General features: G+C 34.3%; 19 protein-coding genes. 13 read left to right on the top strand and 6 right to left on the bottom strand.

Translation table 11 applies throughout. From position 1 onward, the window contains the following. Nucleotides 1–89: 89 nt before the first annotated feature. Together GYW75_RS10765 and GYW75_RS10760 are read left to right on the top strand one after the other, a co-directional pair. On the top strand, nt 90–3,086 hold the full coding sequence (locus GYW75_RS10765) for a DUF2339 domain-containing protein (RefSeq protein WP_174799350.1): 2,997 nt from the start codon (nt 90–92) through the stop codon (nt 3,084–3,086). A gap of 129 nt (nt 3,087–3,215) precedes the next feature. Next, entirely contained in the window at nt 3,216–4,586 is a 1,371-nt protein-coding gene (locus GYW75_RS10760) for a DUF3999 family protein (protein ID WP_174799349.1), read from the top strand. Between the two features lie 199 nt (nt 4,587–4,785). Here the strand turns inward: GYW75_RS10760 and glnS are convergent, their stop codons facing one another. The 3 genes from glnS to GYW75_RS10745 all read right to left on the bottom strand — a co-directional run bounded on the left by glnS (nt 4,786) and on the right by GYW75_RS10745 (nt 8,793). Further along, nucleotides 4,786–6,462, bottom strand: a complete 1,677-nt coding sequence (gene glnS / locus GYW75_RS10755) for a glutamine--tRNA ligase (protein ID WP_174799348.1) — start codon at nt 6,460–6,462, stop codon at nt 4,786–4,788. Nucleotides 6,463–6,724: 262 nt separating this feature from the next. After that, entirely contained in the window at nt 6,725–8,068 is a 1,344-nt protein-coding gene (locus GYW75_RS10750) for an ATP-binding protein (RefSeq protein ID WP_174799347.1), read from the bottom strand. Next, the gene (locus tag GYW75_RS10745) at nt 8,065–8,793 is read right to left on the bottom strand and encodes a winged helix-turn-helix domain-containing protein (protein ID WP_034914270.1); all 729 of its coding nucleotides are present in this window, start codon (nt 8,791–8,793) and stop codon (nt 8,065–8,067) included. The genes GYW75_RS10750 and GYW75_RS10745 overlap by 4 nt, the downstream gene beginning before the upstream one ends. A 158-nt stretch (nt 8,794–8,951) precedes the next feature. Between GYW75_RS10745 and GYW75_RS10740 the strand changes: the two genes are divergently transcribed. Genes GYW75_RS10740 through GYW75_RS10725 form a run of 4 tightly spaced genes read left to right on the top strand, consistent with a single transcriptional unit; the run spans nt 8,952 to nt 11,283 of the window. Further along, entirely contained in the window at nt 8,952–9,680 is a 729-nt protein-coding gene (locus GYW75_RS10740; protein WP_174799362.1) for an MtnX-like HAD-IB family phosphatase, read from the top strand. 10 nt (nt 9,681–9,690) lie between these two features. Then, a complete protein-coding gene (locus GYW75_RS10735) occupies nt 9,691–10,524 on the top strand; it encodes an alpha/beta hydrolase (protein ID WP_034914274.1) in 834 nt (277 codons plus the stop codon). After that, nucleotides 10,524–10,880: an EamA family transporter gene (locus GYW75_RS10730; protein WP_034914277.1), complete on the top strand. Its 357-nt coding sequence runs from the start codon at nt 10,524–10,526 to the stop codon at nt 10,878–10,880. Before GYW75_RS10735 ends, GYW75_RS10730 begins: the two co-directional genes overlap by 1 nt. A 1-nt stretch (nt 10,881) precedes the next feature. Beyond that, a complete protein-coding gene (locus GYW75_RS10725; RefSeq protein WP_034914280.1) occupies nt 10,882–11,283 on the top strand; it encodes a DMT family transporter in 402 nt (133 codons plus the stop codon). A 76-nt stretch (nt 11,284–11,359) separates the two neighbouring features. On the opposite strand, the gene GYW75_RS10720 is transcribed toward GYW75_RS10725, so the two are convergent. The 3 genes from GYW75_RS10720 to GYW75_RS10710 all read right to left on the bottom strand — a co-directional run bounded on the left by GYW75_RS10720 (nt 11,360) and on the right by GYW75_RS10710 (nt 14,761). Continuing rightward, the gene (locus GYW75_RS10720) at nt 11,360–12,232 is read right to left on the bottom strand and encodes an arginase family protein (protein WP_085164501.1); all 873 of its coding nucleotides are present in this window, start codon (nt 12,230–12,232) and stop codon (nt 11,360–11,362) included. Beyond that, entirely contained in the window at nt 12,229–13,278 is a 1,050-nt protein-coding gene (locus tag GYW75_RS10715; RefSeq protein ID WP_174799346.1) for a GNAT family N-acetyltransferase, read from the bottom strand. The genes GYW75_RS10720 and GYW75_RS10715 overlap by 4 nt, the downstream gene beginning before the upstream one ends. Before the next feature lie 73 nt (nt 13,279–13,351). Then, on the bottom strand, nt 13,352–14,761 hold the full coding sequence (locus GYW75_RS10710; RefSeq protein ID WP_141671132.1) for an aspartate aminotransferase family protein: 1,410 nt from the start codon (nt 14,759–14,761) through the stop codon (nt 13,352–13,354). A 180-nt stretch (nt 14,762–14,941) separates the two neighbouring features. Between GYW75_RS10710 and GYW75_RS10705 the strand changes: the two genes are divergently transcribed. The 7 genes from GYW75_RS10705 to gyrB all read left to right on the top strand — a co-directional run bounded on the left by GYW75_RS10705 (nt 14,942) and on the right by gyrB (nt 24,212). Beyond that, nucleotides 14,942–15,691: a MipA/OmpV family protein gene (locus tag GYW75_RS10705; RefSeq protein ID WP_085164497.1), complete on the top strand. Its 750-nt coding sequence runs from the start codon at nt 14,942–14,944 to the stop codon at nt 15,689–15,691. A gap of 114 nt (nt 15,692–15,805) precedes the next feature. Further along, complete coding sequence (locus GYW75_RS10700; RefSeq protein ID WP_174799345.1) at nt 15,806–16,714, top strand: recombination-associated protein RdgC; 909 nt, start codon at nt 15,806–15,808, stop codon at nt 16,712–16,714. Between the two features lie 194 nt (nt 16,715–16,908). Further along, nucleotides 16,909–17,994: a porin OmpA gene (ompA, locus tag GYW75_RS10695; RefSeq protein WP_174799344.1), complete on the top strand. Its 1,086-nt coding sequence runs from the start codon at nt 16,909–16,911 to the stop codon at nt 17,992–17,994. Nucleotides 17,995–18,159: 165 nt separating this feature from the next. Next, nucleotides 18,160–19,518 carry a chromosomal replication initiator protein DnaA gene (gene dnaA / locus GYW75_RS10690; RefSeq protein ID WP_034914300.1) on the top strand — a complete coding sequence of 453 codons (1,359 nt, stop codon included), beginning with the start codon at nt 18,160–18,162 and terminating at the stop codon, nt 19,516–19,518. A gap of 14 nt (nt 19,519–19,532) precedes the next feature. Beyond that, complete coding sequence (gene dnaN, locus GYW75_RS10685) at nt 19,533–20,636, top strand: DNA polymerase III subunit beta (protein ID WP_065589226.1); 1,104 nt, start codon at nt 19,533–19,535, stop codon at nt 20,634–20,636. A 48-nt stretch (nt 20,637–20,684) separates the two neighbouring features. Continuing rightward, nucleotides 20,685–21,758: a DNA replication/repair protein RecF gene (gene recF / locus GYW75_RS10680; protein WP_174799343.1), complete on the top strand. Its 1,074-nt coding sequence runs from the start codon at nt 20,685–20,687 to the stop codon at nt 21,756–21,758. A 42-nt stretch (nt 21,759–21,800) separates the two neighbouring features. Beyond that, the gene (gene gyrB / locus GYW75_RS10675) at nt 21,801–24,212 is read left to right on the top strand and encodes a DNA topoisomerase (ATP-hydrolyzing) subunit B (protein ID WP_174799342.1); all 2,412 of its coding nucleotides are present in this window, start codon (nt 21,801–21,803) and stop codon (nt 24,210–24,212) included. The last annotated feature ends 334 nt before the right edge of the window (nt 24,213–24,546 follow it).

Here is a 24,546-nt window from a genome sequence, read left to right as displayed (position 1 = left end):
GTTCATCAGCAAAATACTAACTTATTATTTTAATTAACTATAAAAACAAATAAGTAATCATGAAATAAAAAATATAAGGAAAAATTAGAATGGAATTTCTTTTTTATTTCTTCTTCTTCGCAGTAGTAATAATTATAGTGGCATTTATTAATCTTTTTAGTTTGAAAGATCAAATTGTCCGGTTAAGAATTCAGTTAACAGAGGTACAAGGGGTCCTTTTATCACTCAAAGAACAACTTTATCAACAAAATAGTTCGGCTGAGTTAGAAGAAAATTCAGATGAAAAAGAGGATATTGAGCTCGATAATACTAATTCGCAATTTGAATATTCAAATAGCAATACTACTGAAGAAACAGCAGATATTGCTGTTCAAATAGAGCCTCCAACCGAAATTTCTTTACCTTGTGCAGCTAATAATAACCATTTAAACGATGGACTTTTGCAACTTAATGAGCAAAATGAACCCGCCCTGTTACAAGAAAATATGCAACTTGATTCAGTAACAGTAGAACAACCCGATTCTCAATATCAAGAATTCAGTCAGGAAGAAGAGTTACCAACATTAGCTAGCGAATCTCTGGCGATAGAAACTCCAGAACAAGAAAAAATCAATCTTGATGAAGCTGCATTACAAACAGCAGATCCATTTAACCCACAATACAGACCAGTTACAAATACTGGACCCAATCCGTTATTTATTTTTTTTAATTGGTTAATTAAAGGCAATGTAATTGCCAAAATTGCTATTGTGATCTTATTTTTAGGTCTAACCTATCTATTTAAATACAGTATTGAACATGATTATATTTCACCTGAGATCAGAATCTTAGGAACCTTAGTATTAGGTTTTGTTTTGTTAGGAATCGGTTGGAAATTAAGACATAAACGAGAAATCTACGCCTTAATATTACAAGGCGGTGCCTTTGCTATTTTATATCTGACCATATTTGCCGCCTATAGGTTATACGAACTTGTACCTATGTTAATTACGTTTGCTATTTTGTTAATTATTTGCTCAACAAGCATTTTATTTTCCATTTTGCAAAGAGCTATGAGTCTAGCAATTATAGCCTGTATCGGCGGTTATGTGACACCGATTTTACTATCCAATGGTTCAGGCAATCATATTGCTTTATTTAGTTATTATTTGATGATTTCCAGTGCTATTTTAGTTGTTAGCATCTGGCAGTCTTGGCGAATACTTAATTTATTAGGATTTTTATTCACCTTTGTAATATCTCTACTATGGGGAATGAGTAATTTCCGCCCTGGGTTTTACATTGAATGCCAAATATTTATCATCGCCAATATGTTAATTTATGGTATTTTAGCTGTTTTATTCTCGGTTCGAAGTTTTAATAAAGAACATAATCAAAATGCTATTGATTTAATTTTACTATTTGGCACACCGTTATCCGGTTTTGCATTACAATATTCTATTACCAATCAGTGGGAATTTGGACCTGCATTTTCATCATTGGCATTTGGTCTGTTTTATATTATTGGCTCTTATTTCATTCTGCGCTTATTGAAATCTTCAGCAAAAAAAATCTCGCTTTATGGCTTGGCCATTGGTCTATCATTTAGTACGTTGGCTATTCCACTTGCCTTTAGTGCCAATTGGACTGCCACAATTTGGTTATTTGAAGGAACAGCATTAAGTTGGATTATGCTTTCGCAAAAACATTATCGTACTGCTTTATTAGGTGTCGCAATTACATTATTTGGTATTGTTTCAGCTTGTATATCTTTCGAATATGAACAATTAAATCCGAGCTCGCTTACACTACTACTTGGTATTATAAGTGCCATTTTGCTAGTGAATGCCTGTTTATGGCATTGCTATGGTTGTAGAATTAATACAAATAATTTACTTAAAACGATGTTTATCGCTGTTGCTGTTATATTTTGGGTAATATGGATTTTATCAAGTATTTATTTACATATTGACAATACAACACCAAAAGTATTACCAATTTTATTATGCTTCACTTTTTCTTCATGGCTATGGTATATCGTTGGGAAAAAAATCAATTGGCATCAGCTCTGTTATTCTGGGTTAACCTTATGGCTAATGATATTACTAGCTTTATTTAAAAGCTATGCCGAATCCTACTATTTATTAAACTCTGGCATTTGGAGCGTGGTTTGGATCATAGCCTTTGTTAGTGCTTACTATTATTTACATATTGGAAAGGCACTTATCACAAACAGTATTGTAAATCGTAGTTTTAAAATAAATAAACAAAATACTTATCGTTTATTTGATATGTTACACATCAGTTTATTTTGGATGATTTTATACTGGATAACACGAGAATCTACTCATTTACTTAATCAATTACCATGGGGATACGAAGTAATAAAATGGAGTGTAACTGCAACTATTGCTAGCAGCATTATTCTACTATTTTATATACTGATTAAACGCCAAATTATGACCACAATATCATTAATTAAATCTTATTGGATGATAGGTTTATTACCTGTTGTTATCTATTTAGGATTTTATTTAATAGTTGGGCTTGGTATGAGTGGTCAAATCATTTATTGGAATTATGTTCCTATCATTAATCCACTTGAAGAAAGTGCAATCTTTGCTTTAATGATGTTTAGCGTTTGGTTAAAACTTGCAATAAACCATTTACAACTAAATAGCAGGATAATGAATCTTGCAAGCTTTAAAATACCATTACCTAATATGGTTCTAGTGCCTTTAATTGTGTTAACCTTTTTCTGGGGAAACAGTATCGTTTTACGCTGCTTAAGCCAAATGTTTGACATATCTTGGACAGCTAATTCTTTATGGCACAATAATATTGTCCAAATGACTGCATCATTACTTTGGATGTTAACTGCAGTAATATTGGTGACTATTGGACACCGTTATTCACTTCGGAAAATATGGTATAGCGGTGAATTTATTCAAGTGATCGTTATTATTAAATTAATATTTGTAGATATCCGTGAGCTTGATGGATTACTTCGTGCATTTGCCTTTATTGGTGTTGCGTTATTAATGCTGTTAATTGGGTATTTAGCACCATTACCGCCTAAGTTAAAAAATGGTGATACTGATGAATAAATACACTATAAAAAATAGGTTTAAGTTTAACAATGACGTTTTCAGAAATCATTCTGATAATATCATTCAGTTTAATATAACAATAAATAAAAATTCGTGAATGTCATTGATTATTATGGATAAAAAATTATGAAAAAATTTCTATTGAGTTCGCTGTTATTAATAAGTGGATTTAGCCAAGCGATAGACAAAACTAACCAGTATGCCTATGGTGCCATGATTGATATCTCCAACGATACTAGCATGTATAGCAGAATAGAACTGACTCATGATGTTTATACACAAACATTATCAAGTTCATTAGATGATATTCGCATTTTTAACCAAAAAGGTCAGCCTGTACCTTATGCATTAGTCAATGTTTATCAGCAAAGTGATAATAATCAAACTTTTCCAGTGGCTATTTACGCGTTAAATGAAAACAAAGATGAAGATCAAAGCAAAATGGCGATTGAACAGTATAATATCAATATCAACAATAAAGATGTTCAAATCTATCTCGATAAAGCAAATAGCCAAGGTGACTATACCGCAAGGTATTTATTGCAAATTCCCGAAAATGTTAAGTTAGAACAAGCCATAAGTCGTTTATCCATTGATTTTGATGTAGCTGAAAATCAAAATTGGCAAGCAATTGCTAAATTGCTTTATAGCCAAGATTTAAGTAATTGGCAAACTGCACTCAATAATGTTCCAATGATGTCTTTGACTGATAACAATAGTAATCAGTCACTTAGAGTAAATACAATTGATATACCAACAAACACTAATTACAAAGCACGCTATTGGATTTTATTATTAAAGTCAGATCAATCCACAGTTCCTAACGTCAAAAAAATTGAATTTACTTCAAGAAAAGAAACACCAAAATTAGCTCTTTTCCCAATTAACTTCGAACTAACATCATCAGATGGTCAAGAAGCAACTTATCAGTTACCATCACCTCAACCAGTTAGAGAGTTATCAATTAAGCTACAAAACCCACGTATGGTTTTACCTACTAGCATCTATTATAAAACCGATGACAAAGATAAAACATGGCATAAACTTGATGACTATATTATTCGAAACATAGATAGCAATGATCATAGCCAACATATCAGTGCTGGATTAATTATTAAACAAGTAAAAATTAAAGCCATCAACGCAAGCTTTGATGAAGCACCACAACTAACAGCTTACCGCAATCGCATGAGTGTTGTTTTTAATAGCGCCAATAATGGTCCCTTCATTTTAGCTTGGGGATCAGCAAAAGCAACGTCTGCATCGTTAAGTGAAAAAGCATTACTTTCAGATTCAATATCTGTAGTTGATGTGCCACAAGCCTTTGTTGGTGAAAATATTAAACTAGCAGGTAAAAAAGTATTATCCCAAGCAAATAATGATCCGACAAGAGATTCAATTTTACCTAAATGGTTAATTTGGGTTAGCTTAGTTATTGGCGCTATCATATTAATTATTATTGCATTAAAATTACTTAACGAAGTTAAAAAGTCATAAAAATGAAAGCTAAAATATAAAAATGACTAGAAATAAGCACTTAATAGAAATTTACTCCATTGAGTGCACCACACATCTAAATACTGATAATTTTTAATTAGATAAGATGATAGAGACAATAAAAGGCTTTGATTTTGGCTTAAGTCATTGTGGTAACAAACATTCGCCGACTTAAGCCGGCGAATTGTAGCATATTAAATTACGCTTCGTTCCAGCTATCTCTTAACCCTACGGTTCGGTTAAACACTAGCTTATCTTCAGTTGCAAACTTGCTATCTAAACAGAAATAACCTTCTCGTTCAAATTGATAAGCTTTCCCCGCCTGAGCTTTTTGTAAACTAGGTTCAACAAGACCTTGCTTAATCACTAACGAAGTAGGATTAATGGTTGATAAAAATTCCTCTGCTGCACCTGGGTTTGGCGTATTAAATAGACGATCATACAGGCGAATTTCGGCTGGTTTTGCAAATTTAGCTGAAACCCAATGAATTACACCTTTGACTTTACGACCATCTTCAGGATTTTTATTTAAGGTTGCTGGATCATAACTACAATAAATCGTTTGAATATTACCTTCGGCATCTTTTTCTACTCGATCTGCTCGAATCACATAGGCATTACGCAATCGCACTTCTTTACCTAATACTAAACGTTTGTAATTTTTGTTGGCTTCTTCTCGAAAATCCGCACGATCAATATAGATTTCACGAGTGAAAGTGACTTCTCGATGACCCAGTTCAGGACGATTTGGATGATTTGGCATACTAAGCACTTCATCAATAGTATCCGAGAAGTTTTCAATGACAACTTTAACCGGATTAAGCACCGCCATAGCACGAGGCGCATTTTCGTTAAGATCTTCGCGAATACAAAACTCAAGAGTACTCATTTCTACGGTATTTTCTTGTTTTGTCACACCAATTCGACGGCAAAATTCACGGATCGAAGCTGGTGTATAACCACGACGACGTAAACCTGAAACAGTCGGCATACGCGGATCATCCCAACCATCAACAATCTTTTCTGACACAAGTAAATTTAATTTACGTTTTGAAGTAATCGCATATTCAAGATTTAATCTTGAAAATTCATACTGATGAGGCCGTGCCTCGATTGTAATATTATCTAATACCCAGTCATATAAACGGCGATTGTCTTGGAATTCAAGTGTACAAAGTGAATGGGTAATATTTTCGATCGCATCAGAAATACAGTGGGTGAAATCGTACATTGGGTAAATACACCATTTATTACCTGTTTGGTGATGTTCTGCAAATTTAATACGATATAACACTGGATCTCGCATCACAATAAATGGTGATGCCATGTCAATTTTAGCACGCAGACATGCTTTTCCTTCGGCAAATTTTCCCTCTTTCATTTGGGTAAAAAGCGCTAAATTCTCATCGATGCTACGATCACGATAAGGGCTATTTTTACCCGGCTGAGTAAGTGTTCCTCGATATTCACGGATTTCATCAGCTGAAAGCTCATCAACATAAGCAAGTCCTTTATTGATTAGCTCAATAGCATATTCATATAATTGGTCGAAATAGTCAGATGAGTAACAAATTCCGCCATCCCATTCAAACCCTAACCAACGGACATCTTCTTTAATCGACTCAACATACTCTATATCTTCTTTAGCTGGATTAGTATCGTCAAAACGTAAATTACATTTACCTTTATAATCTTGCGCAATACCAAAATTTAAACATATTGATTTAGCATGACCAATATGTAAATAACCATTAGGCTCTGGTGGAAAGCGAGTGTGCGTAGTTTTATATTTTCCTGCTGCTAAATCAGCATCAATAATTTGGCGAATAAAATTAGATGGACGATTATCTGTTTCGCTCGGTAATGAACCGCTCATAAAAAAACCTCTGGTGATATATTTATTAATAACAAATTGAGAATATTTGCTATATTATTGCTTATTATGTAACGAATATAACAAATTTTTCTTATTTCTGAAATGGAAAACAGACGATTCCCATCGACAAAATTAGTCTTTGATTAAACCCTGCTATTTTTAACAAAAAAACATATCTTTTTAGCAAAAACACAAAAATAAAAAATTAAATAAAATAAAAGCTCTACCTGACGGTTTTCGCTAAAAATACAACTAATTATTTTTATTCATCACCCGATTTCAATGAAACCACAAATCTTGCTCCACCTAGTGGGCTAGTGACAACAAAGGCTTTACCATTATGAAATTCTGCCATTAGTTTTACATAAGCTAAACCGAGTCCATAACCTCCAGTTGATCGAGTTCGGCTCGTATCAAGTCTTGCAAAAGGCATAAAAATCTTTTCACGTGCATCAAAGGGAATGCCCACACCATCATCATCGATTTCAAGAATGACTCGATTTTCTTGTTTTGTGATATTCAAAACTGCTTTATGTGCTGCATACTTAAAAGCATTTAGTAACAAATTTTTAACTATGGTTTCAACTAAATTAGTATCAATCATTGCATATGCATCTTGGCTATTACAAGTTAGTTCAAATCCTTTTGGTTTAAATAATGTTAAGGATTGGCAAACTTTTTCACTCCACTGTTTTAATGATACCCTCGTGAAGTTTAATTCAACATTGCTTTGCTGCATTTTAAAGTAATTTAAACTAGCATTGATTAATGTCTCAAGTTCATTAATATCATCACTCATGCCTTTTTGTAGCAAAAATCTCTCTTTTTCATCGGTAGACTCTTCAAGCATACTAAGTTCAAATCGCATACGGGCAAGAGGTGTACGTAATTCATGAGCCATCGCATGAGAGATTGTTTGATTGGTACCAACTAGATGTTCAATATGCGTTCCCATATTATTTAAAACATTTGCTAGCGGCTTAAATAACCAACCTTTAACATTTTCGGTTCGGGCTTTTAAATTACCTTGCCCTAACTGCTCGGCAGTTTGTCTGATATTAACTAGATCCTTCCATACGGCACTAAAAGCCATATAAATTAAAATAAAAAAAACAATAGCACTAAACAAAGCCCAAATAACAAGAAAGATGGTCAAGGACATGGTATTGGATGCCAAAATATCCCGCATTACAATCGGGCCTAATTGAAGCAAATTGCCATCTTTTAAATCTATATAAACAATCTCATTATCACCATCATAAGAAAAACCAAGTTTTTTTAACTCATTAAGCACAGTATCAGGTAACGGTGTGTTAATTGGTAACACTTCGATAGGGTAGCCAAAATAAGGTTGCAATTCATTAACCACTTCTTGAAGGGGTCGATCTTTATGTTCTTTAATTTGCATACGAATCAGATTCACTGTACCTCGTTGAGATTCACGAAATACAACATGATCATCTGGCATATCGGTTAATGATGAAGGTAATGAATCAAAAACCAATAAAGCCCCATAAGCAATAATACTTTGCAATAAAAGTAAAATAACTAGATAAAATACAATACGGCGATTAAAAAATAGCGGCTTGGCTAATAATTGACTCAATGATTTTCTCCTTCTCGCATAAATAAGTAGCCTTTTCCTCGCACTGTTTTTATGCGAGACGGATTATCTGGATCATCGAGTAATTTACGACGAAGTCTTGAAACACGAGCATCAATAGAACGATCGCTACCATCAAAATCGATCCCTCTTACTTGAGAAAAAATATCATCTCGAGAAAGAATAGTTCCCGCATTATAAGCAAGCAACCATAGCAGATCGAATTCGGCTGTGGTTAAATCAATTTCTTGCTCGTGCAAGAGTACTTTTCGGTTTTCACCGTCTATGACTAGATTATCAAATATTAAAGTTTTATTATTCTGTGGTAAAACAAACTCTTTCGTATTGTCTTTGTCGGTTTCTATCTGTTTCCGTCGTAATAAAGCTCGTATTCGCGCTAGTAATAATCTGGGTTCAACTGGTTTTGCTAAATAATCATCCGCTCCCAATTCAAGCCCAACAATTTCATCAATATTATCTTCACTTGCTGTCATGATCAGTATAAAATTACTAAACCATGTACGAATATCTCGACAAATATCAAAACCTGTTTTTACAGGTAACATTACATCTAAAATAACTAGATCGGGATTAAGTTGTTGAATCTTTTCTTCTGCCCCTTCTCCACTATTATGCCATTCAACAAGATATCCTTGCCGAATTAGATAAACTTGAATTAAATTAGCTAAGCGCTGATCATCTTCAATGATTAATATACGTTCACTCATTATCTGTTCTCGATTACTGTAGCTTGTACCTAGAGATACCTCATTATACAGATAATTTTTTTCCCGTTACAAAATATATACAAAGAGGCTACAAAGTTTATAGCAACTCTATGAGAGAATTTACGCCAATATCTATAAATAGACTATTTTTTATCAAAATGAATACTTTTTCATCAATAGCGAACCATCTTTTTCATCCATCTTATCCACAAAATCACACGCCAATTGTTTTGTGTGATTTTGATGGTACGATTAGTGTTAAAGATGTCACCGATACTTTACTAAGCCACTTTGGTCAAAATGGTTGTGATGAGCTTGAAGAATTGTGGGTTAACGGTAAAATTGGCTCTCAAGAATGTATGAGTAAACAAATTGCATTAATGGATGCAAGCTTAGATGAACTCAATCAAGTTTTATCACAAATTGAAATAGACATGGATTTTAAAGCTTTTATTCATTATACCGAACAGAACAATATTCCCGTTCATGTGGTCAGCGACGGTTTAGATTATGCCATTGAGTTTATTTTAAAACGTCATGGTATTGAACATTTACCAATTTTTGCTAATAAATTAATGCATAATAACGCACGCAGCTGGCGCCTTGAGTTTCCTTACGCAAACAAGGACTGTATTAAGCAAAGTGGCAATTGCAAATGTAATCATGTAAAAAAACAACAGCACTTTTCGCAAATATTATATGTTGGTGACGGTACATCAGACTATTGCGTATCACATAATGTTGATTTCGTTTTTGCCAAAGACAAGTTAGTTAATTATTGTGAAAAAAATAAAATTGAACATTGTAAGATTACTAGTTTCGCAGATGTAACCTCGGCATTAAAACGGGCACAACATGCCGTTATCCCTGTCATGATGGTAAAATAAAGGAATATTAATGAGTACAATTCAAAATTTATCTTACTTTCTACCAGGTAACAAAAATGGCGTACTTTTGATTCATGGTTTAACTGGTACCCCTAATGAAATGCGCATTTTAGCTAATGGATTAAATAAAGCTGGATTTACTGTTTATGCAATCCAATTAGCTGGGCATTGTGGTACTGAAGAAGATCTGTGTAAAACAACATGGCAAGATTGGTATAAAAGCGTACAAGATGGCGCAGATTATTTAGCACAGCATGTAGATAATGTTTTTGTTGCTGGATTATCAATGGGTGCGCTACTTGCACTAAAACTTGCTGCCGATAGACCTGAACAAATTAAAGGTGTTGGCGTTTTAGCCCCCACATTTTGTTATGATGGTTGGAGTATGCCATTTTGGGCAAAAAAACTTTTCTTCTTATTAGTCTATTTTAAAAAATTGGGTATTTTTCAAAAAAAGGTTTTCATTGAAAAACCACCTTATGGGCTTAAAGATGAACGCATTCGCGCAGTAGTGTCCGAAAGCATGTTAAGTGGCGATGCGGCATCAGCAGGGCTTGCTGGTAACCCGTTTCCTGCACTTGCCGAAATGCAGTTATTGGCAAAAGAGATGCGCAAACAATTACCTAAAGTAATTTCGCCTTGTTTAATTATGCATTCAGGCAATGATGATATCGCCAATATAGAAACTAATGCCAAATTAGTTGAAAAATCAGTATCAGGCTCAACAAAATTAGTGGTCTTAAATGATAGTTATCATTTAATTACTATTGACAGCCAACGCCGTGAAGTAATCAAAGAGTGTGCATCGTTCTTTGATAATATCGCAGAAGGAATAAAAGCATAATGTCACCATTAGTTATTATACTTTGGATTAGTAATATCTGTTTTGATACGCTAGGACAAGTCGCTTTTAAATTTGCAGCCATCGCGCCAAATAATCGCGATGGTTGGTACTACTGGCTAGATTTATCGAAAAATAAGTGGATTTGGGTTGGTGTTATATCTTATATTGCTGAATTTTTATTATGGTTAGCCTTTTTAACCTTAGTCCCTCTTTCTCAAGGCGTATTACTTGCTTCATTTAATATCATTACGATTATGTTAGTTGGTCGAATTATTTTTAAAGAATTACTAACTATTTATCGCTTAATTGGGATGCTATTAATTACAGCTGGTGTCATTTTTGTAGGAATGTCTTAATATGGCTAGATTTTATTTAATTGGATTTTCTGTATTGCTCTTTTTTGACACAATTGCGCAATGTAGTTTTAAATTAACGGCTATCGAAGCTCAACCATTAGAAATGAGTATTCAATGGTTAATCCGAGTATTTACCAATCCTTGGATTTATATTTCAATAGTAGGATATATTCTTACTTTCTTCACTTGGATGACATTATTAAAAAAAGCACCTGTAGGTCCTGCTTTTGCTGCATCACACTTTGAAATTGTGACAGTTATGATTGTTTCAATCTGGTTATTTCACGAACCGATTACATTATTCAAGTTAATAGGTGCAATATTAATTGTTTCAGGTATTCTCTTTTTAGCCCTAGCTGAAAATAAATTATCTAAACAAAATTTACACAATCATCAACATTAAATTCTGAACACAATAATGGAAAGGTAGGTAAAGGTTTATACTTAAAGTACCGCTTTCCTAAAACCTTTTTACAAGTTTATACTGCTAATGCCCTTAATAAGGTTAAATTAAGTTGATGTTGTTCTTGTTGCCAATTGATAAGCTTATCTGGCGATATGGTAGGTTGTTTATCGAGTGAACTGAGTAAACGTTTAAACCAATTTGATGATTGCCATATAGATAGCTCTCCCGTAATATCACTACCAATAATTCTAGGTTTTATTGATGATATAGTATCAAGAATATGATATGTTTGTAGCTTACCTTGATCCCAATTGGTATGAATTACATCTTCGCTCAATACATCTTTATCAATCGATAAGTAAACGGGTTGTGCACTGTGATACTGTTCTGATAAAAAGCTCGCAATAAGATCATCTGGTGTTGCAAAATGTCGAAAAGCGTGTCCTAAACCAATTTTTTTGGCCCATGCAACATTGACCTCCAAGCTCCAATAAGTCAACTTTTTATGAAAAAGCGCTGACCATCTATTTTCCCAAAAATGAGAAAGCCCAATATCATGAGACGTAATACCAAGTACATGTACATGACTAACAAAAGGCAAACTTGCCACATAACTAACCCATGAGCCACAATGAATACCAAACAAATATCGCATATTGTCTGGATGATTATCAAAAATCACGACTTGAATTGGATTTTCGGCAGAATATTGTTTAGCTAGATTTTCAATCAGTAATAATGAAATATGGTGATAATCACCGCTACCCATTAATACCGTACCATGGTTTTCAGGTAAAGATTGCTGTAACACATTTTTAAATTGGTGAAATTTTTTCTTAGTACAACCAAAACGAATCGCATCTTGCCATTGGGTAAAATCAATCGTTTTAGCATGATAAATTTCACCAACACTTCTATCAAAATTGAGAATAATAGGACATGTCATGTTACTTTCTCCTTGTCACTTTCAAAATGACCAATGAATCTACGCAATACGGTTCTTAATAATGGATTGCGAATATAGACAAGATGTTTAGTAAAGGTGAATTTTGCACCTAACGAAGCTTTTACTTCGGGATCAGTCCAACCTGCAATATAGTGACTAAAACCTTGCTGTAAAGCATATTCAAGATTAACAAACCAACTTACAAAATAGAGATTAAGTTCCCTTGCCTGCGGATAAACCATACCGATATATTTATCAACTAGCATATTATTAACAACAAAACAAATATTGAACCCCACCAACCTATCATTATAGTGATAAGTCACTATATGTGCATTTTGGGTTTTACATTGTAATAGTTGGGTGAAAAATGGTTTGGCCAATAAGTCAAAATGTATTTCACTTTGCTGATAAACATTAAGATACAATTGATAATACTCATCTAGAACAGTATCATTAAAAAAACAATCATCACCACTATGCAAAACATTAATATTTAATTTTTCACGTGATCTTAATTTTCTTCTAAAATTTTTACGTCGGCTATAAGAAAACTGTAAAAAAACCTCGTCCATATTTGCAAAATCAATCGGAACCCAAGCTAATGCCTGCCCTTCAACTTCGATAAAACCATTTTCTTTTAATGACGAAATAAAATCCATTGAATAATGGTTGTCTTTTTCGTTTAGTAAAGGAGACGCAACAGGAATATCTTTAACAATAAAAAAAGGATACTGCTTAGCATAAGCTGCTTTGAGGTGTTCAGCCAATTGATTCGCATCAACGTTATCAGTTAATAATGCATATTCCGAAACAGTAGCACCAACAAAACAAGTATGAGGTTGTAAATAACGCCGCCATTTATTATAAAAAGGAAGTTTCTGAACTTTATGCCTGAAATCATCATCTGCAGTAGTAAGAAGATCAAACTTAGCAGAAAAAATAGGCACACCATCTTCGCTCAGCCATGCTGAAAAATCTTGCGGAGGATGGGCTAAAAAATTGTCTATTAATTCATTAGGTTCTAACTGATTAAGGTATTTCATAAGGTAAATCTATGATTAGCTGTAACACATAATCCCGCCAATAGACATTGACGGGATTATGAAGATCAAACAATTAAAGTTCTTTTTTCGCTCGGGTAATTAACTGATCTAGAAGTTCAATACCTTGATCAATTTCCTGACGTGAAATGTGTAATGATGGTGCAAAAGTAATCACATTTTTATAGTAACCACCAATATCAAGCACTAATCCCATTTTGGTACCTTTCCAATCAAGATCACCTGACATACCAATATCAACCATTTTGTCAACTAAGGCTTTATTAGCCGTAAAGCCATCTTCTGTACAAATTTCTGCGCGAAGTGCCAAGCCTAAACCATCAACTTCACCAATTTCTTTATGTTTCTTCTCAAGTGTTTTTAAACCCTCAAGGAAATAAGCACCACTATCCATTACCATTTTTTCGTAATCTGTTTCAGAAGTCATTTTTAATACTTCAAGACCAACAGCTGTACCTAATGGATTTGATGCAAAAGTTGAGTGGGTTGAGCCAACTGGGAATACTTGAGGATTGATTAATTCTTCACGCGCCCATAAACCACCTAGTGGATTAAGACCATTAGTTAATGCTTTAGCAAAAACAACAACATCAGGTTTAACATCAAAGTGTTCAATTGACCAAAGTTTACCTGTACGATAAAAGCCCATTTGGATTTCATCAACCACCAATAAAATACCATACTGATCTAAAACTTTTTTAAGTCCTTTAAAGTAATTACGAGGAGGAACAATATAACCACCTGTTGCCTGTAAAGGTTCAGCATAGAACGCTGCATATTCAGCTTGCCCAACTTTTGGATCCCAAACACCGTGGTATTCAGTTTCAAATAAACGCGCAAATTCTGCGACTAGATGTTCACCATACTCCTCCGCTGTCATGCCTTTTGGACGACGGAAAGGATATGGGAATGGAACAAACATAGCACGATCACCAAAATGACCATAGCGACGACGATAACGATAACTTGATGTAATTGATGAAGCACCTAGAGTTCGGCCATGGTATCCACCTTGGAAAGCGAACATTAATGATTTACCACCAGTAGCATTACGAACAACTTTTAAAGAGTCTTCAATACACTGTGAACCACCTACATTGAAATGTACCCGCCCTTCATAACCAAATCGCTTTTCCATACCTTGAGCAATAGTTTTAGCTAATTCAATTTTAGTTGGGTGTAAATATTGGCTAGCACATTGTGGTAAGGTATCAATTTGCTTTTTAAGAACATTATTTAAACGCTCATTGGCATAACCGAAGTTACATGCAGAATACCACATTTGCAGATCAAGGAAAGCTTTGCCTTCTTTGTCATACATATAACTACCTTCACAGCCATCAAAAATTTTTGGTGGTTCTACATAATGCACTGTATCACCGAAAGAACAATATTTTGCCTCATCTGCTAACAAAGTAGCATCATCAGGACGGCTATTAATCATTTCTAAAGTTGGTTTACTCATAAGTTGTCTCACTAATTGATATTCAAACATGATAAAATGTGTCATTATTATTCAGGAAATTTGTTTGTTACAATGTACAATTAATGTATAGATTGTGTGACGACAAAACTAACCATCAATAAGATATAAAATTAGTATAAATAACGACAGGTGATCACCTTTTATATATGGGTATGAAAAATGAAAAAAACATTTTGTACACTATCTATTTTATCAATAATAACTTTAGGAGTTACCCAAATTGCATTAGCTGACACTACCTCTATCGGGGTTGGTGTGGGTCGGACTAATTCACCGTATAAAAGTTATAGTGCTAATTATTACCCTATTCCTCATATTGATTATGATAATGGTCTGTTTTTTATCGATGACTTGTCAGCTGGTATTTATGCTTATAATCAGGACAATCAAAGCGTGTCTATTGGCGCACGTTATTTATCTAACGAATTTAAGCCACATGATTCAGATAACCACCAATTAAGACTACTTGATAGCCGCCATTCAACATTACTTGCAGAAATCGAGTATTCTATTGATACCAATTGGGGAAGTTTTTCCAGTAGTGTAGGAACTGATGTATTAAATGAAAGTAATAGTATTTTAGTAAATGCTGATTATACCATTCCTTACATGCAAGGCAATTTGATTGTTGCGCCCACCATCGGTATAAATTGGGCTAATAATAAGCACAATGATTATTATTATGGTGTTTCACATAAAGAAACCTCTCGTTCAGGATTACGATACTTTAATGCTGATGCGTCATTGACACCTTATGCTGAATTAGCTGCACAATATTCATTAACCCCAAATATTGCGACATTTGGTGGTGTTCATATTGACAAATTAACTGGTGATGTGGCAGATAGCCCAATGGTGGACAATAGCACGGTAACCTCGATTTATATGGGTGTATCTTATAGCTTCTGATAAATATACATTTATACTCAATAACCAAATAATGACAGCTTATTATTCTCTATAAGCTGTTACTTATTTAAACAATGATAACCCTTTATCACAAAATGCAGGAAATAGAAAAGTATGCTTTGGTTTAAAAATGCCATAATTTACCAACTTAATAGCGACACGTTACTTAATAAAGATCCAATAGAAAAAGCGCTAAAGTCTCACCCTTTTACTCCATGTGGTAATTTAGACACCACAAAAATGGGTTGGGTTTCGCCTTATCATGATAATAACCAAGATGATTTTATAGTTGATATGCAAGGGCATTTATTATTACGGATCAAAAAAGAAACAAAAATATTACCAGCACCCGTAATAAAACAAGCTTTATTAGAAAAAATCGATAAACAAGAACAAGCACTAAGCAGAAAACTAACTAAAAACGAAAAGGCGACTTTAAAAGATGAAGTTATGATTGATCTAATGCCAAGGGCTTTTAGTAAATATAATCATTATTGGTTATGGTTAGATACGCATAATAAACGCATTATTGTTGACTGTAGTAGCTTTAAACAATCAGAAGATATCTTAGCGATTTTACGTAAAGAGCTTGGCTCACTCGCTTTAACCCCTTTATCGATTGATAAACCACTTGAACAGGTTATGACCTCATGGGCTAAGGAAAACCTAAAATTCCCACCATTTTTATTAGGCGATCAAGCCGAACTAAAAGATCCTCTTGAAGGAAATGGAATTATTAGCTGTAAAAATCAAGAAATCACCAGTGATGAAATGCGTGTCCATTTCGATTCAGGGAAATGGATCACTAAAATTAAAATTATTGATGAAAGAGGCGTTAGCTTTATTGTTAATAGTGACTTAACATTTAAACGAATTAAGTTTGATTCTGCTATTTTGGATGAAAACGAAGATATCGGTTCAGATGAATTTAATAAGCGATTAGAAGCTGACTTTTTTATTATGGCTAATGCATTAGCAAATACTATTAATGACTTTTACATAACAATTAACAAAATTATTTGATAAAATTATCTAAATTTTTTTTATTGTAACTGCAATAACTATAGATTTGCCTATTATCTATGCTATACTTGACAACAGATTATGGGTAACATAATTATATAAAAATAAGTATTGTTCTTTTTAATTTAAATGAATTTTAAACAATAAAAGAAACTAAACATCGTCTATAACAACATATAAGTTGAGGCAATAAAATGAAAAAAACTACTCTAGCTCTAGCAATCGCAGTTGCAAGTTTAACAGCTACTGCAGCTAACGCAGCATACGAAGACAACACTTTTTATACAGGTGCTAAATTAGGTTGGTCAGAGCTTTATCGATTAGATGCACATAAAGTTCGTGGCTTTGATAAAGATGAAGTTGGTATTAAAACTTCAAATCGTAGCAATGTTGCTGGTGGCGCTTTCCTTGGCTTCCAAGCAAACCCATATTTAGCATTTGAGTTAGGTTATGATTGGTTAGGTTCTGCTAAATATAAAAGAACTTGGACTGATGATAAGACTAAAGCGGGTAATAGTAAACTTTCTGCACAAGGCGTTTCATTAACCGGTAAATTAAGCTACCCTATCATTGGCGATCTAGATATTTATGGTCGTGCTGGAGGCATGGTTACTATTGCTAAATGGAAGAATGATATTAAAGAAAGATACGGACGTGGTGGCACAAAAACTGACCTATCTCCAGTTTATGCATTAGGTCTTGACTATCGTTTAGACGAAGACTTCTCTACTCGTTTAGAATACCAATATGTTCAACATATTCATACTAAAAGCAAAGCAACTCCAGACGCAGGTACTGTAAGCTTGGGTATTACTTATCGTTTAGGTTCACCAGCTACTCCAGCACCAGTTGAATTAAAAACTGAAGTAAACCGCTATGTATTAAATGAAGATGTGCTATTTGCTTATGCGAAAGCTGACTTAAAAGAAGAAGGTCGCCAAGCATTAGACAACTTACTAACAAATCTTGTTAAACTTAACCCAACTGAAAGCGCTATCGTAGTAATTGGTCATACTGACCGTATCGGTTCAGTTAGTTATAACCAAAAACTATCAGAACAACGTGCTAACTCAGTAATGAAATATTTAATTGCTAAAGGTGTTCCTTCTAACCTAATTAGTGCTCGTGGTGTGGGTAAATCTCAACCAGTTACTGGTACAAAATGTAATGCCCTTCGTGGTGCTAGCTTAAAAGCTTGTTTAGCTCCAGATCGTCGTGTTGAAATTGAAGTTAAAGCACTTAACGAGAAAGAAGTTCAAGTAACTAATGAAACAAATTAATTTTTTGTTATTTAGATACTTCATTAAGACCCGGTTATAAGCCGGGTTTTTCTTATTTTTATTGTTAACAACTAAATTAAATATTACCTTAGATCTACAAATTATCCACAAAAAAGATTATAATACTTCACGATATTGTTAGTAAGCAAAGTTAAAGGAGTTGCCGTGCCTACCGCTATTTGGCAAGATTGCCTTTCTCAATTACAAGAAGAAATCCCCACAACAGAATTCAACTTATGGATTCGCCCGTTGCAAGCGGAAATGGTTGATAATAAACTCTATATCTATGCGCCCAATAGATTTGTCCTAGATTGGGTAAGAAATAAATATTTAACTACTATTTCTCAACTATTAAATAAACTAATTAATGACGATTCTCTAAAATTATTTCTTGAGGTTGGTTCAACCGTATCCGCAGATAAAAAAGAACAAAATAACCAAAAGAAAGCAGAGGTTGTTCCTGCATGGAAAACAACAAAAGAAACCAATAATAATCATGTGTATCATTCAGGTATTAACCATAAGCACACTTTTAATAGTTTTGTTGAGGGTAAATCAAACCAACTTGCTGTTGCGGCTGCAAAACAAGTAGCTGAAAATCCAGGAAAAGCTTATAATCCACTATTCTTATATGGTTCCACCGGTTTAGGTAAAACGCATTTATTACATGCAGTTGGCAATCAAATAATGGCAAAAAAAGCCAACGCCAAAGTTGTTTACATGCATTCCGAGCGCTTTGTGCAAGACATGGTCAAAGCACTACAAAATAACGCTATCGAAGAATTTAAAAATTACTACCGTTCTGTTGATGCTTTACTTATCGATGACATTCAGTTTTTTGCAAATAAAGAGCGATCTCAAGAAGAATTTTTCCATACCTTTAACTCTTTATTAGAAGGTAATCAGCAAATTATTTTAACGTCAGATCGCTATCCTAAAGAAATTAATGGCGTTGAAGACCGACTAAAATCACGTTTTGGTTGGGGACTAACCATTGCAATTGAGCCACCTGAACTAGAAACACGGGTTGCAATTTTAATGAAAAAAGCCGAGGAAAATCATATTAAATTACCTGAAGAAGTCGCTTTTTTTATTGCTAAACGATTACGCTCTAATGTTCGTGAATTAGAAGGCGCTCTTAATCGGGTTATCGCTAATGCTAATTTTACTGGTAAGGCCATTACCATTGATTTTGTTAAAGATGCCTTAAAAGATTTACTCGCTTTACAAGAAAAACTTGTCACCATTGAAAATATACAAAAGACAGTTGCCGAATATTATAAAATTAAAGTATCAGATTTACTTTCTAAACGTCGTTCTCGTTCTGTGGCAAGACCACGGCAAGTAGCAATGGCGCTTGCCAAAGAGCTCACCAATAAAAGCCTACCTGAAATCGGTGACGGCTTTGGTGGAAGAGATCACACGACTGTATTACATGCATGTAGAAAGATCGCAGAGTTAAAAGAAGAAAGTAATAACATTAAAGAAGATTACTCCAATTTAATTCGAACATTATCAACTTAAAAAGAATCAATACTATGAAATTTATTATAGATCGTGAAAAACTAATAAAGCCATTACAACTTGTAAGTGCACCATTAAGTAGTCGCCCTACACTACCAATTTTGGGGAATTTATTATTACAAGTGAGTGATAACACGCTATCGATGACAGGAACTGATCTTGAAATAGAGATGATATCTCATCTACCATTAATTGAACCAAGTGAACCTGGCGCAACAACCGTGCCAGCAAGAAAGTTTCTTGATATCTGTCGAAACTTACCTAATGACGCCAAAATTTCGATAAGCGTTGACGATAACCGATTGATGATTCAATCAGGACGTAGTAAATTTTCATTATCAACACTACCAGCTACCGATTTTCCAAATCTAGAAAATTGGCAAAGTGATGTTGAACTTTCAGTTCCACAAAAAACCATTAAACGCCTTATTGATGCGGTACAATTTTCAATGGCGAATCAAGACGTAAGATATTACCTAAATGGCATGTTATTTGAAATTGAAGATGGTTTACTAAAATCAGTTGCAACAGATGGACATCGATTAGCTTTATGCTCACAACCTATTGAACAAGATACTAAAACTAATCATTCTGTCATTTTACCAAGAAAAGGGGTACTAGAGCTTGCAAAACTGGTTAGTGATAACGAAGAATTAATCAATATGCAAATTGGTAATAATAACTTACGGGTTAATCTTGGTGATTTCACTTTCACATCAAAACTCATTGATGGAAGATTCCCTGACTACAAACGAGTATTGCCACGCAACCCAGATAAACCACTTGAAGTATCTTGCGAAGAACTCAGAAACGCCCTATCAAGAGTTGCGATCTTATCTAATGAAAAATTCCGTGGTATTCGACTTTATGTCCATAACAATCAAATAAAGATTACAGCAAACAACCCAGAACAAGAAGAAGCAGAAGAAGTTATTGACGTAAAATATGAATCCGCAGAGCTTGAAATTGGCTTCAATGTAACCTATCTACTTGATATATTAAATACATTGAAATGTGATAGCGTACAACTATTATTAACCGATGCAACATCAAGTGTACAAATAGAAGATATCAATAATCAAACAGCAACTTATGTTGTTATGCCAATGCGCTTATAATCCAATCTTACTTAATATTCCGGCTTCGTCCGGAATAATTTAAAGCATATGACTCTTTCAAAAATTAAAGTTCATCATTTTCGTAATATTAGTTATGCACAATTATCTTTATCGCCACATTTCAACTTCATTGTTGGCGATAACGGGAGTGGAAAAACGAGCTTACTTGAAGCTATTTATATGCTTGGTCATGGTCGTGCATTTAGACATACTCAATCTAATCGAATTATTCAACACGAACAGCCAGAACTAGTATTATTCAGCGAACTAAACACAGCCAATCAACAAAATCACTCAATTGGGCTTGCTAAATCGCGTAATAATGATAATAAAATCAGAATAGATGGAGATGAAGGTTATCGATTAACCGATTTAGCCAAATTATTACCCATTCAACTAATCACACCTGAAGGATTTGATTTATTGACTGGTGGACCTAAATATCGCCGAGCATTTATTGATTGGGGATGTTTTCATCATCACCCTGAATTTGTTCATTTATGGAACAATTTAAAGCGTTTATTTAAACAACGCAATGCATTATTAAAGCAATCCCATAACTATAATCAATTATTACCTTGGGACAAAGAACTTGCGCCCATCGCTGAAAAAATTAGCCACATTAGAGAAAACTACTCACAACATATTTTTCCTGAAATTATACAAACTTGCCATGATTTTTTACCCGAATACCAACTTAATTGCCAATATTACCAAGGTTGGGAGCATGGTACTGATTATGCTGAAATATTACGCAAACAGTATGAACGAGACAAACTCCTTAACTACACATCAGCCGGACCACATAAAGCAGATATTCGATTACGTGTTGATAACACTCCAGTTGAAGATCTGTTATCACGTGGTCAATTAAAATTATTAATGTGCGCATTACGTTTATCTCAAGGTGAATATTACTCTAAGCAAAATACCCAAGCTTGTATCTACCTACTTGATGATTTTGCATCTGAATTAGATAACAATAAACGCGAATTGTTAGCCAAACGTTTAAAACAAGCTAATTCACAAGTATTTATTACTGCAGTTAACCAATCGCAAATTACCCATATGATCGATGAAAATGATAAGATTTTTCACATAAAATCTGGTATAATTTCGTAAATATACAGAACGATATAAACAATCAAAAAAGTCGAGAAATCCATGTCCAATTCTTATGATTCTTCTAGCATTAAAGTACTCAAAGGGCTTGATGCTGTCCGTAAACGTCCAGGTATGTATATTGGTGATACTGATGATGGTACAGGACTTCACCATATGGTTTTTGAAGTTGTTGATAATGCCATAGATGAAGCATTAGCTGGATATTGTCACCATATTGAAGTAACAATCCACCCTGATAACTCTGTTTCTGTACGTGACGATGGTCGCGGTATTCCAACAGGTATTCATGAAGAAGAAGGTATTTCAGCAGCAGAAGTTATCATGACCGTATTGCATGCTGGCGGTAAATTTGATGATAATTCTTACAAAGTATCTGGTGGTTTGCATGGTGTAGGTGTTTCAGTTGTTAACGCCTTATCAGATAAATTAGAATTAGTTATTTATCGTGATGGAAAAATCCACCAACAAGTTTATAACTTAGGTGTACCGCAAGAGCCACTAAAAGTAATTGGCGAAACATCTGAATCTGGCACCTATGTACGCTTCTGGCCAAGCCCAGAAACATTTACCAATATTGAGTTTGTCTACGAAATATTAGCAAAACGACTACGAGAATTATCATTCTTAAACTCAGGCGTATCAATAAGATTACTTGATGAGCGCACAGGCAAAAATGAACATTACCACTACGAAGGTGGCATTCAAGCGTTTGTTGAATACTTAAACAAAAATAAAAATCCTATTCATCCTAAAATATTTTACTTCAGCACAGAAAAAGACGGTATTGGTGTTGAAGTAGCACTACAATGGAACGATGGTTACCAAGAAAACATCTATTGCTTTACTAACAACATTCCACAACGAGATGGCGGTACTCACTTGGCGGGTTTCCGTGGAGCAATGACGCGCACATTAAACAACTATATGGAAGCTGAAGGATACAGCAAAAAAGCCAAAATCAGCGCCACGGGTGATGATGCTCGTGAGGGTTTAATTGCGGTAGTATCAGTTAAAGTACCTGACCCAAAATTCTCATCACAAACCAAAGACAAATTGGTATCATCAGAAGTAAAATCCGCCGTTGAATCCGTAATGGGCGAAAAGTTAACAGAATATCTACTTGAAAACCCAAGTGATGCCAAAATTGTTGTCGGAAAAATCATCGATGCTGCAAGAGCACGAGAAGCCGCCCGTAAAGCGCGCGAAATGACACGTCGAAAAGGCGCCTTAGACTTAGGCGGATTACCAGGTAAACTTGCTGATTGCCAAGAAAAAGACCCAGCTTTATCTGAATTATACTTAGTGGAAGGGGACTCTGCGGGGGGCTCAGCAAAACAGGGGCGCAACCGCAAAAATCAAGCAATCTTACCGCTTAAAGGTAAAATTTTAAATGTCGAAAAAGCCCGTTTTGACAAAATGCTCTCATCTCAAGAAGTCGGAACACTAATTACCGCATTAGGTTGTGGAATTGGCCGTGATGAATATAACCCAGACAAAATGCGTTACCACAGCATTATTATCATGACCGATGCCGACGTTGATGGCTCGCATATTCGAACATTATTATTAACATTCTTCTACCGACAAATGCCAGAAATCATTGAGCGAGGTTATGTTTATATTGCACAGCCACCTTTATACAAAGTCAAAAAAGGCAAGCAAGAACAATATATCAAAGATGATGAGGCAATGACGCAATTTCAAATTGCCTTAGCGCTTGAAGATGCATCGTTACATGTCAATGACCATGCACCTGCACTTGCAGGCGAAGCATTAGAAAAACTAATTGCTGAATATCAAAAAGTCGAAAAACTTATTACAAAAATGGAACGTCGCTATCCAAAAGCGTTGCTATCGGAATTAGTTTATCATGATGTATTAAACGAAAGTATTTTACAAAACCAACAACAAGCCGAAAATTGGGCAAAAAACCTTGTTGAAAAACTATCAAATAAAGAACAACATGGTAGCAGCTACCTTTATTCAGCTGAATATAATGAAAAAGCACAACTATATGTGCCAATCATTAAAGTAAAAACTCATGGTGTAGATACTCATTATCCATTAGATCAAGTATTCATCCATAGTAATGAATACCGTAATATCTGCCACCTTGGTGCACAATTAAAAGATCTACTTGAAGACAGCGCCTTTATTCAACGTGGAGAACGCAAACAACCCGTAGAATCTTTTGATGAAGCTGTTGATTGGTTAATTAAAGAATCACGTCGTGGATTAACTATTCAGCGTTATAAAGGACTAGGTGAAATGAACCCAGAACAGTTATGGGAAACCACAATGGATCCAACCAGTCGTCGCATGTTGCAAGTCACCATAAAAGATGCAATTGAAGCGGATCAATTATTTACCACATTAATGGGGGATGAAGTTGAACCACGCCGACTATTTATTGAAGAAAATGCCCTTAAAGCGGCGAATTTAGATTTTTAAATATTGTCGTGATAAAAAGTAAAAAAATCAGACATAATGTCTGATTTTTTTTGTGCAAAGGAATTAGGCGTTGTTTTTTACTCTAAAATTGCTCAGGTAGACCATTGATTTTATTAAATTTTTTATTTTTAAATGAAATCAAACAATTATAGGCTAGCTATTTTTTTATTACGTTGAATTTGGCTTTTTAAGGAAAGCGTTTTTGTTATTTGATAATAGCTATTAATAACAACTTGTTAATAACAACCAGTTAATAGCAAAAGCGCAAGCTTTTAAGGCGTATCGGTCGAGGTGCTATTTTGGTTTTCTGCCATTAAAGCTCAAGGCTCACAAA

Source organism: Gilliamella sp. ESL0232 (assembly GCF_013346885.1).
Taxonomy (GTDB): domain Bacteria; phylum Pseudomonadota; class Gammaproteobacteria; order Enterobacterales; family Orbaceae; genus Gilliamella; species Gilliamella bombi.
This window is presented reverse-complemented; position numbering and strand designations above follow the sequence as displayed.

Bases quoted from the DNA above. Each gene is read 5' to 3' on its own strand.
- dnaN (WP_065589226.1), top strand. From the start codon at position 19,533: ATGAAATTTATTATAGATCGTGAAAAACTAATAAAGCCATTACAACTT.
- GYW75_RS10730 (WP_034914277.1), top strand. From the start codon at position 10,524: ATGTCACCATTAGTTATTATACTTTGGATTAGTAATATCTGTTTTGAT.
- GYW75_RS10700 (WP_174799345.1), top strand. From the start codon at position 15,806: ATGCTTTGGTTTAAAAATGCCATAATTTACCAACTTAATAGCGACACG.
- GYW75_RS10740 (WP_174799362.1), top strand. From the start codon at position 8,952: ATGAATACTTTTTCATCAATAGCGAACCATCTTTTTCATCCATCTTAT.
- gyrB (WP_174799342.1), top strand. From the start codon at position 21,801: ATGTCCAATTCTTATGATTCTTCTAGCATTAAAGTACTCAAAGGGCTT.
- GYW75_RS10720 (WP_085164501.1), bottom strand. From the start codon at position 12,232: ATGACATGTCCTATTATTCTCAATTTTGATAGAAGTGTTGGTGAAATT.
- GYW75_RS10760 (WP_174799349.1), top strand. From the start codon at position 3,216: ATGAAAAAATTTCTATTGAGTTCGCTGTTATTAATAAGTGGATTTAGC.
- GYW75_RS10725 (WP_034914280.1), top strand. From the start codon at position 10,882: ATGGCTAGATTTTATTTAATTGGATTTTCTGTATTGCTCTTTTTTGAC.
- GYW75_RS10745 (WP_034914270.1), bottom strand. From the start codon at position 8,793: ATGAGTGAACGTATATTAATCATTGAAGATGATCAGCGCTTAGCTAAT.
- ompA (WP_174799344.1), top strand. From the start codon at position 16,909: ATGAAAAAAACTACTCTAGCTCTAGCAATCGCAGTTGCAAGTTTAACA.
- GYW75_RS10710 (WP_141671132.1), bottom strand. From the start codon at position 14,761: ATGAGTAAACCAACTTTAGAAATGATTAATAGCCGTCCTGATGATGCT.
- GYW75_RS10765 (WP_174799350.1), top strand. From the start codon at position 90: ATGGAATTTCTTTTTTATTTCTTCTTCTTCGCAGTAGTAATAATTATA.
- GYW75_RS10705 (WP_085164497.1), top strand. From the start codon at position 14,942: ATGAAAAAAACATTTTGTACACTATCTATTTTATCAATAATAACTTTA.
- recF (WP_174799343.1), top strand. From the start codon at position 20,685: ATGACTCTTTCAAAAATTAAAGTTCATCATTTTCGTAATATTAGTTAT.
- glnS (WP_174799348.1), bottom strand. From the start codon at position 6,462: ATGAGCGGTTCATTACCGAGCGAAACAGATAATCGTCCATCTAATTTT.
- GYW75_RS10715 (WP_174799346.1), bottom strand. From the start codon at position 13,278: ATGAAATACCTTAATCAGTTAGAACCTAATGAATTAATAGACAATTTT.
- GYW75_RS10735 (WP_034914274.1), top strand. From the start codon at position 9,691: ATGAGTACAATTCAAAATTTATCTTACTTTCTACCAGGTAACAAAAAT.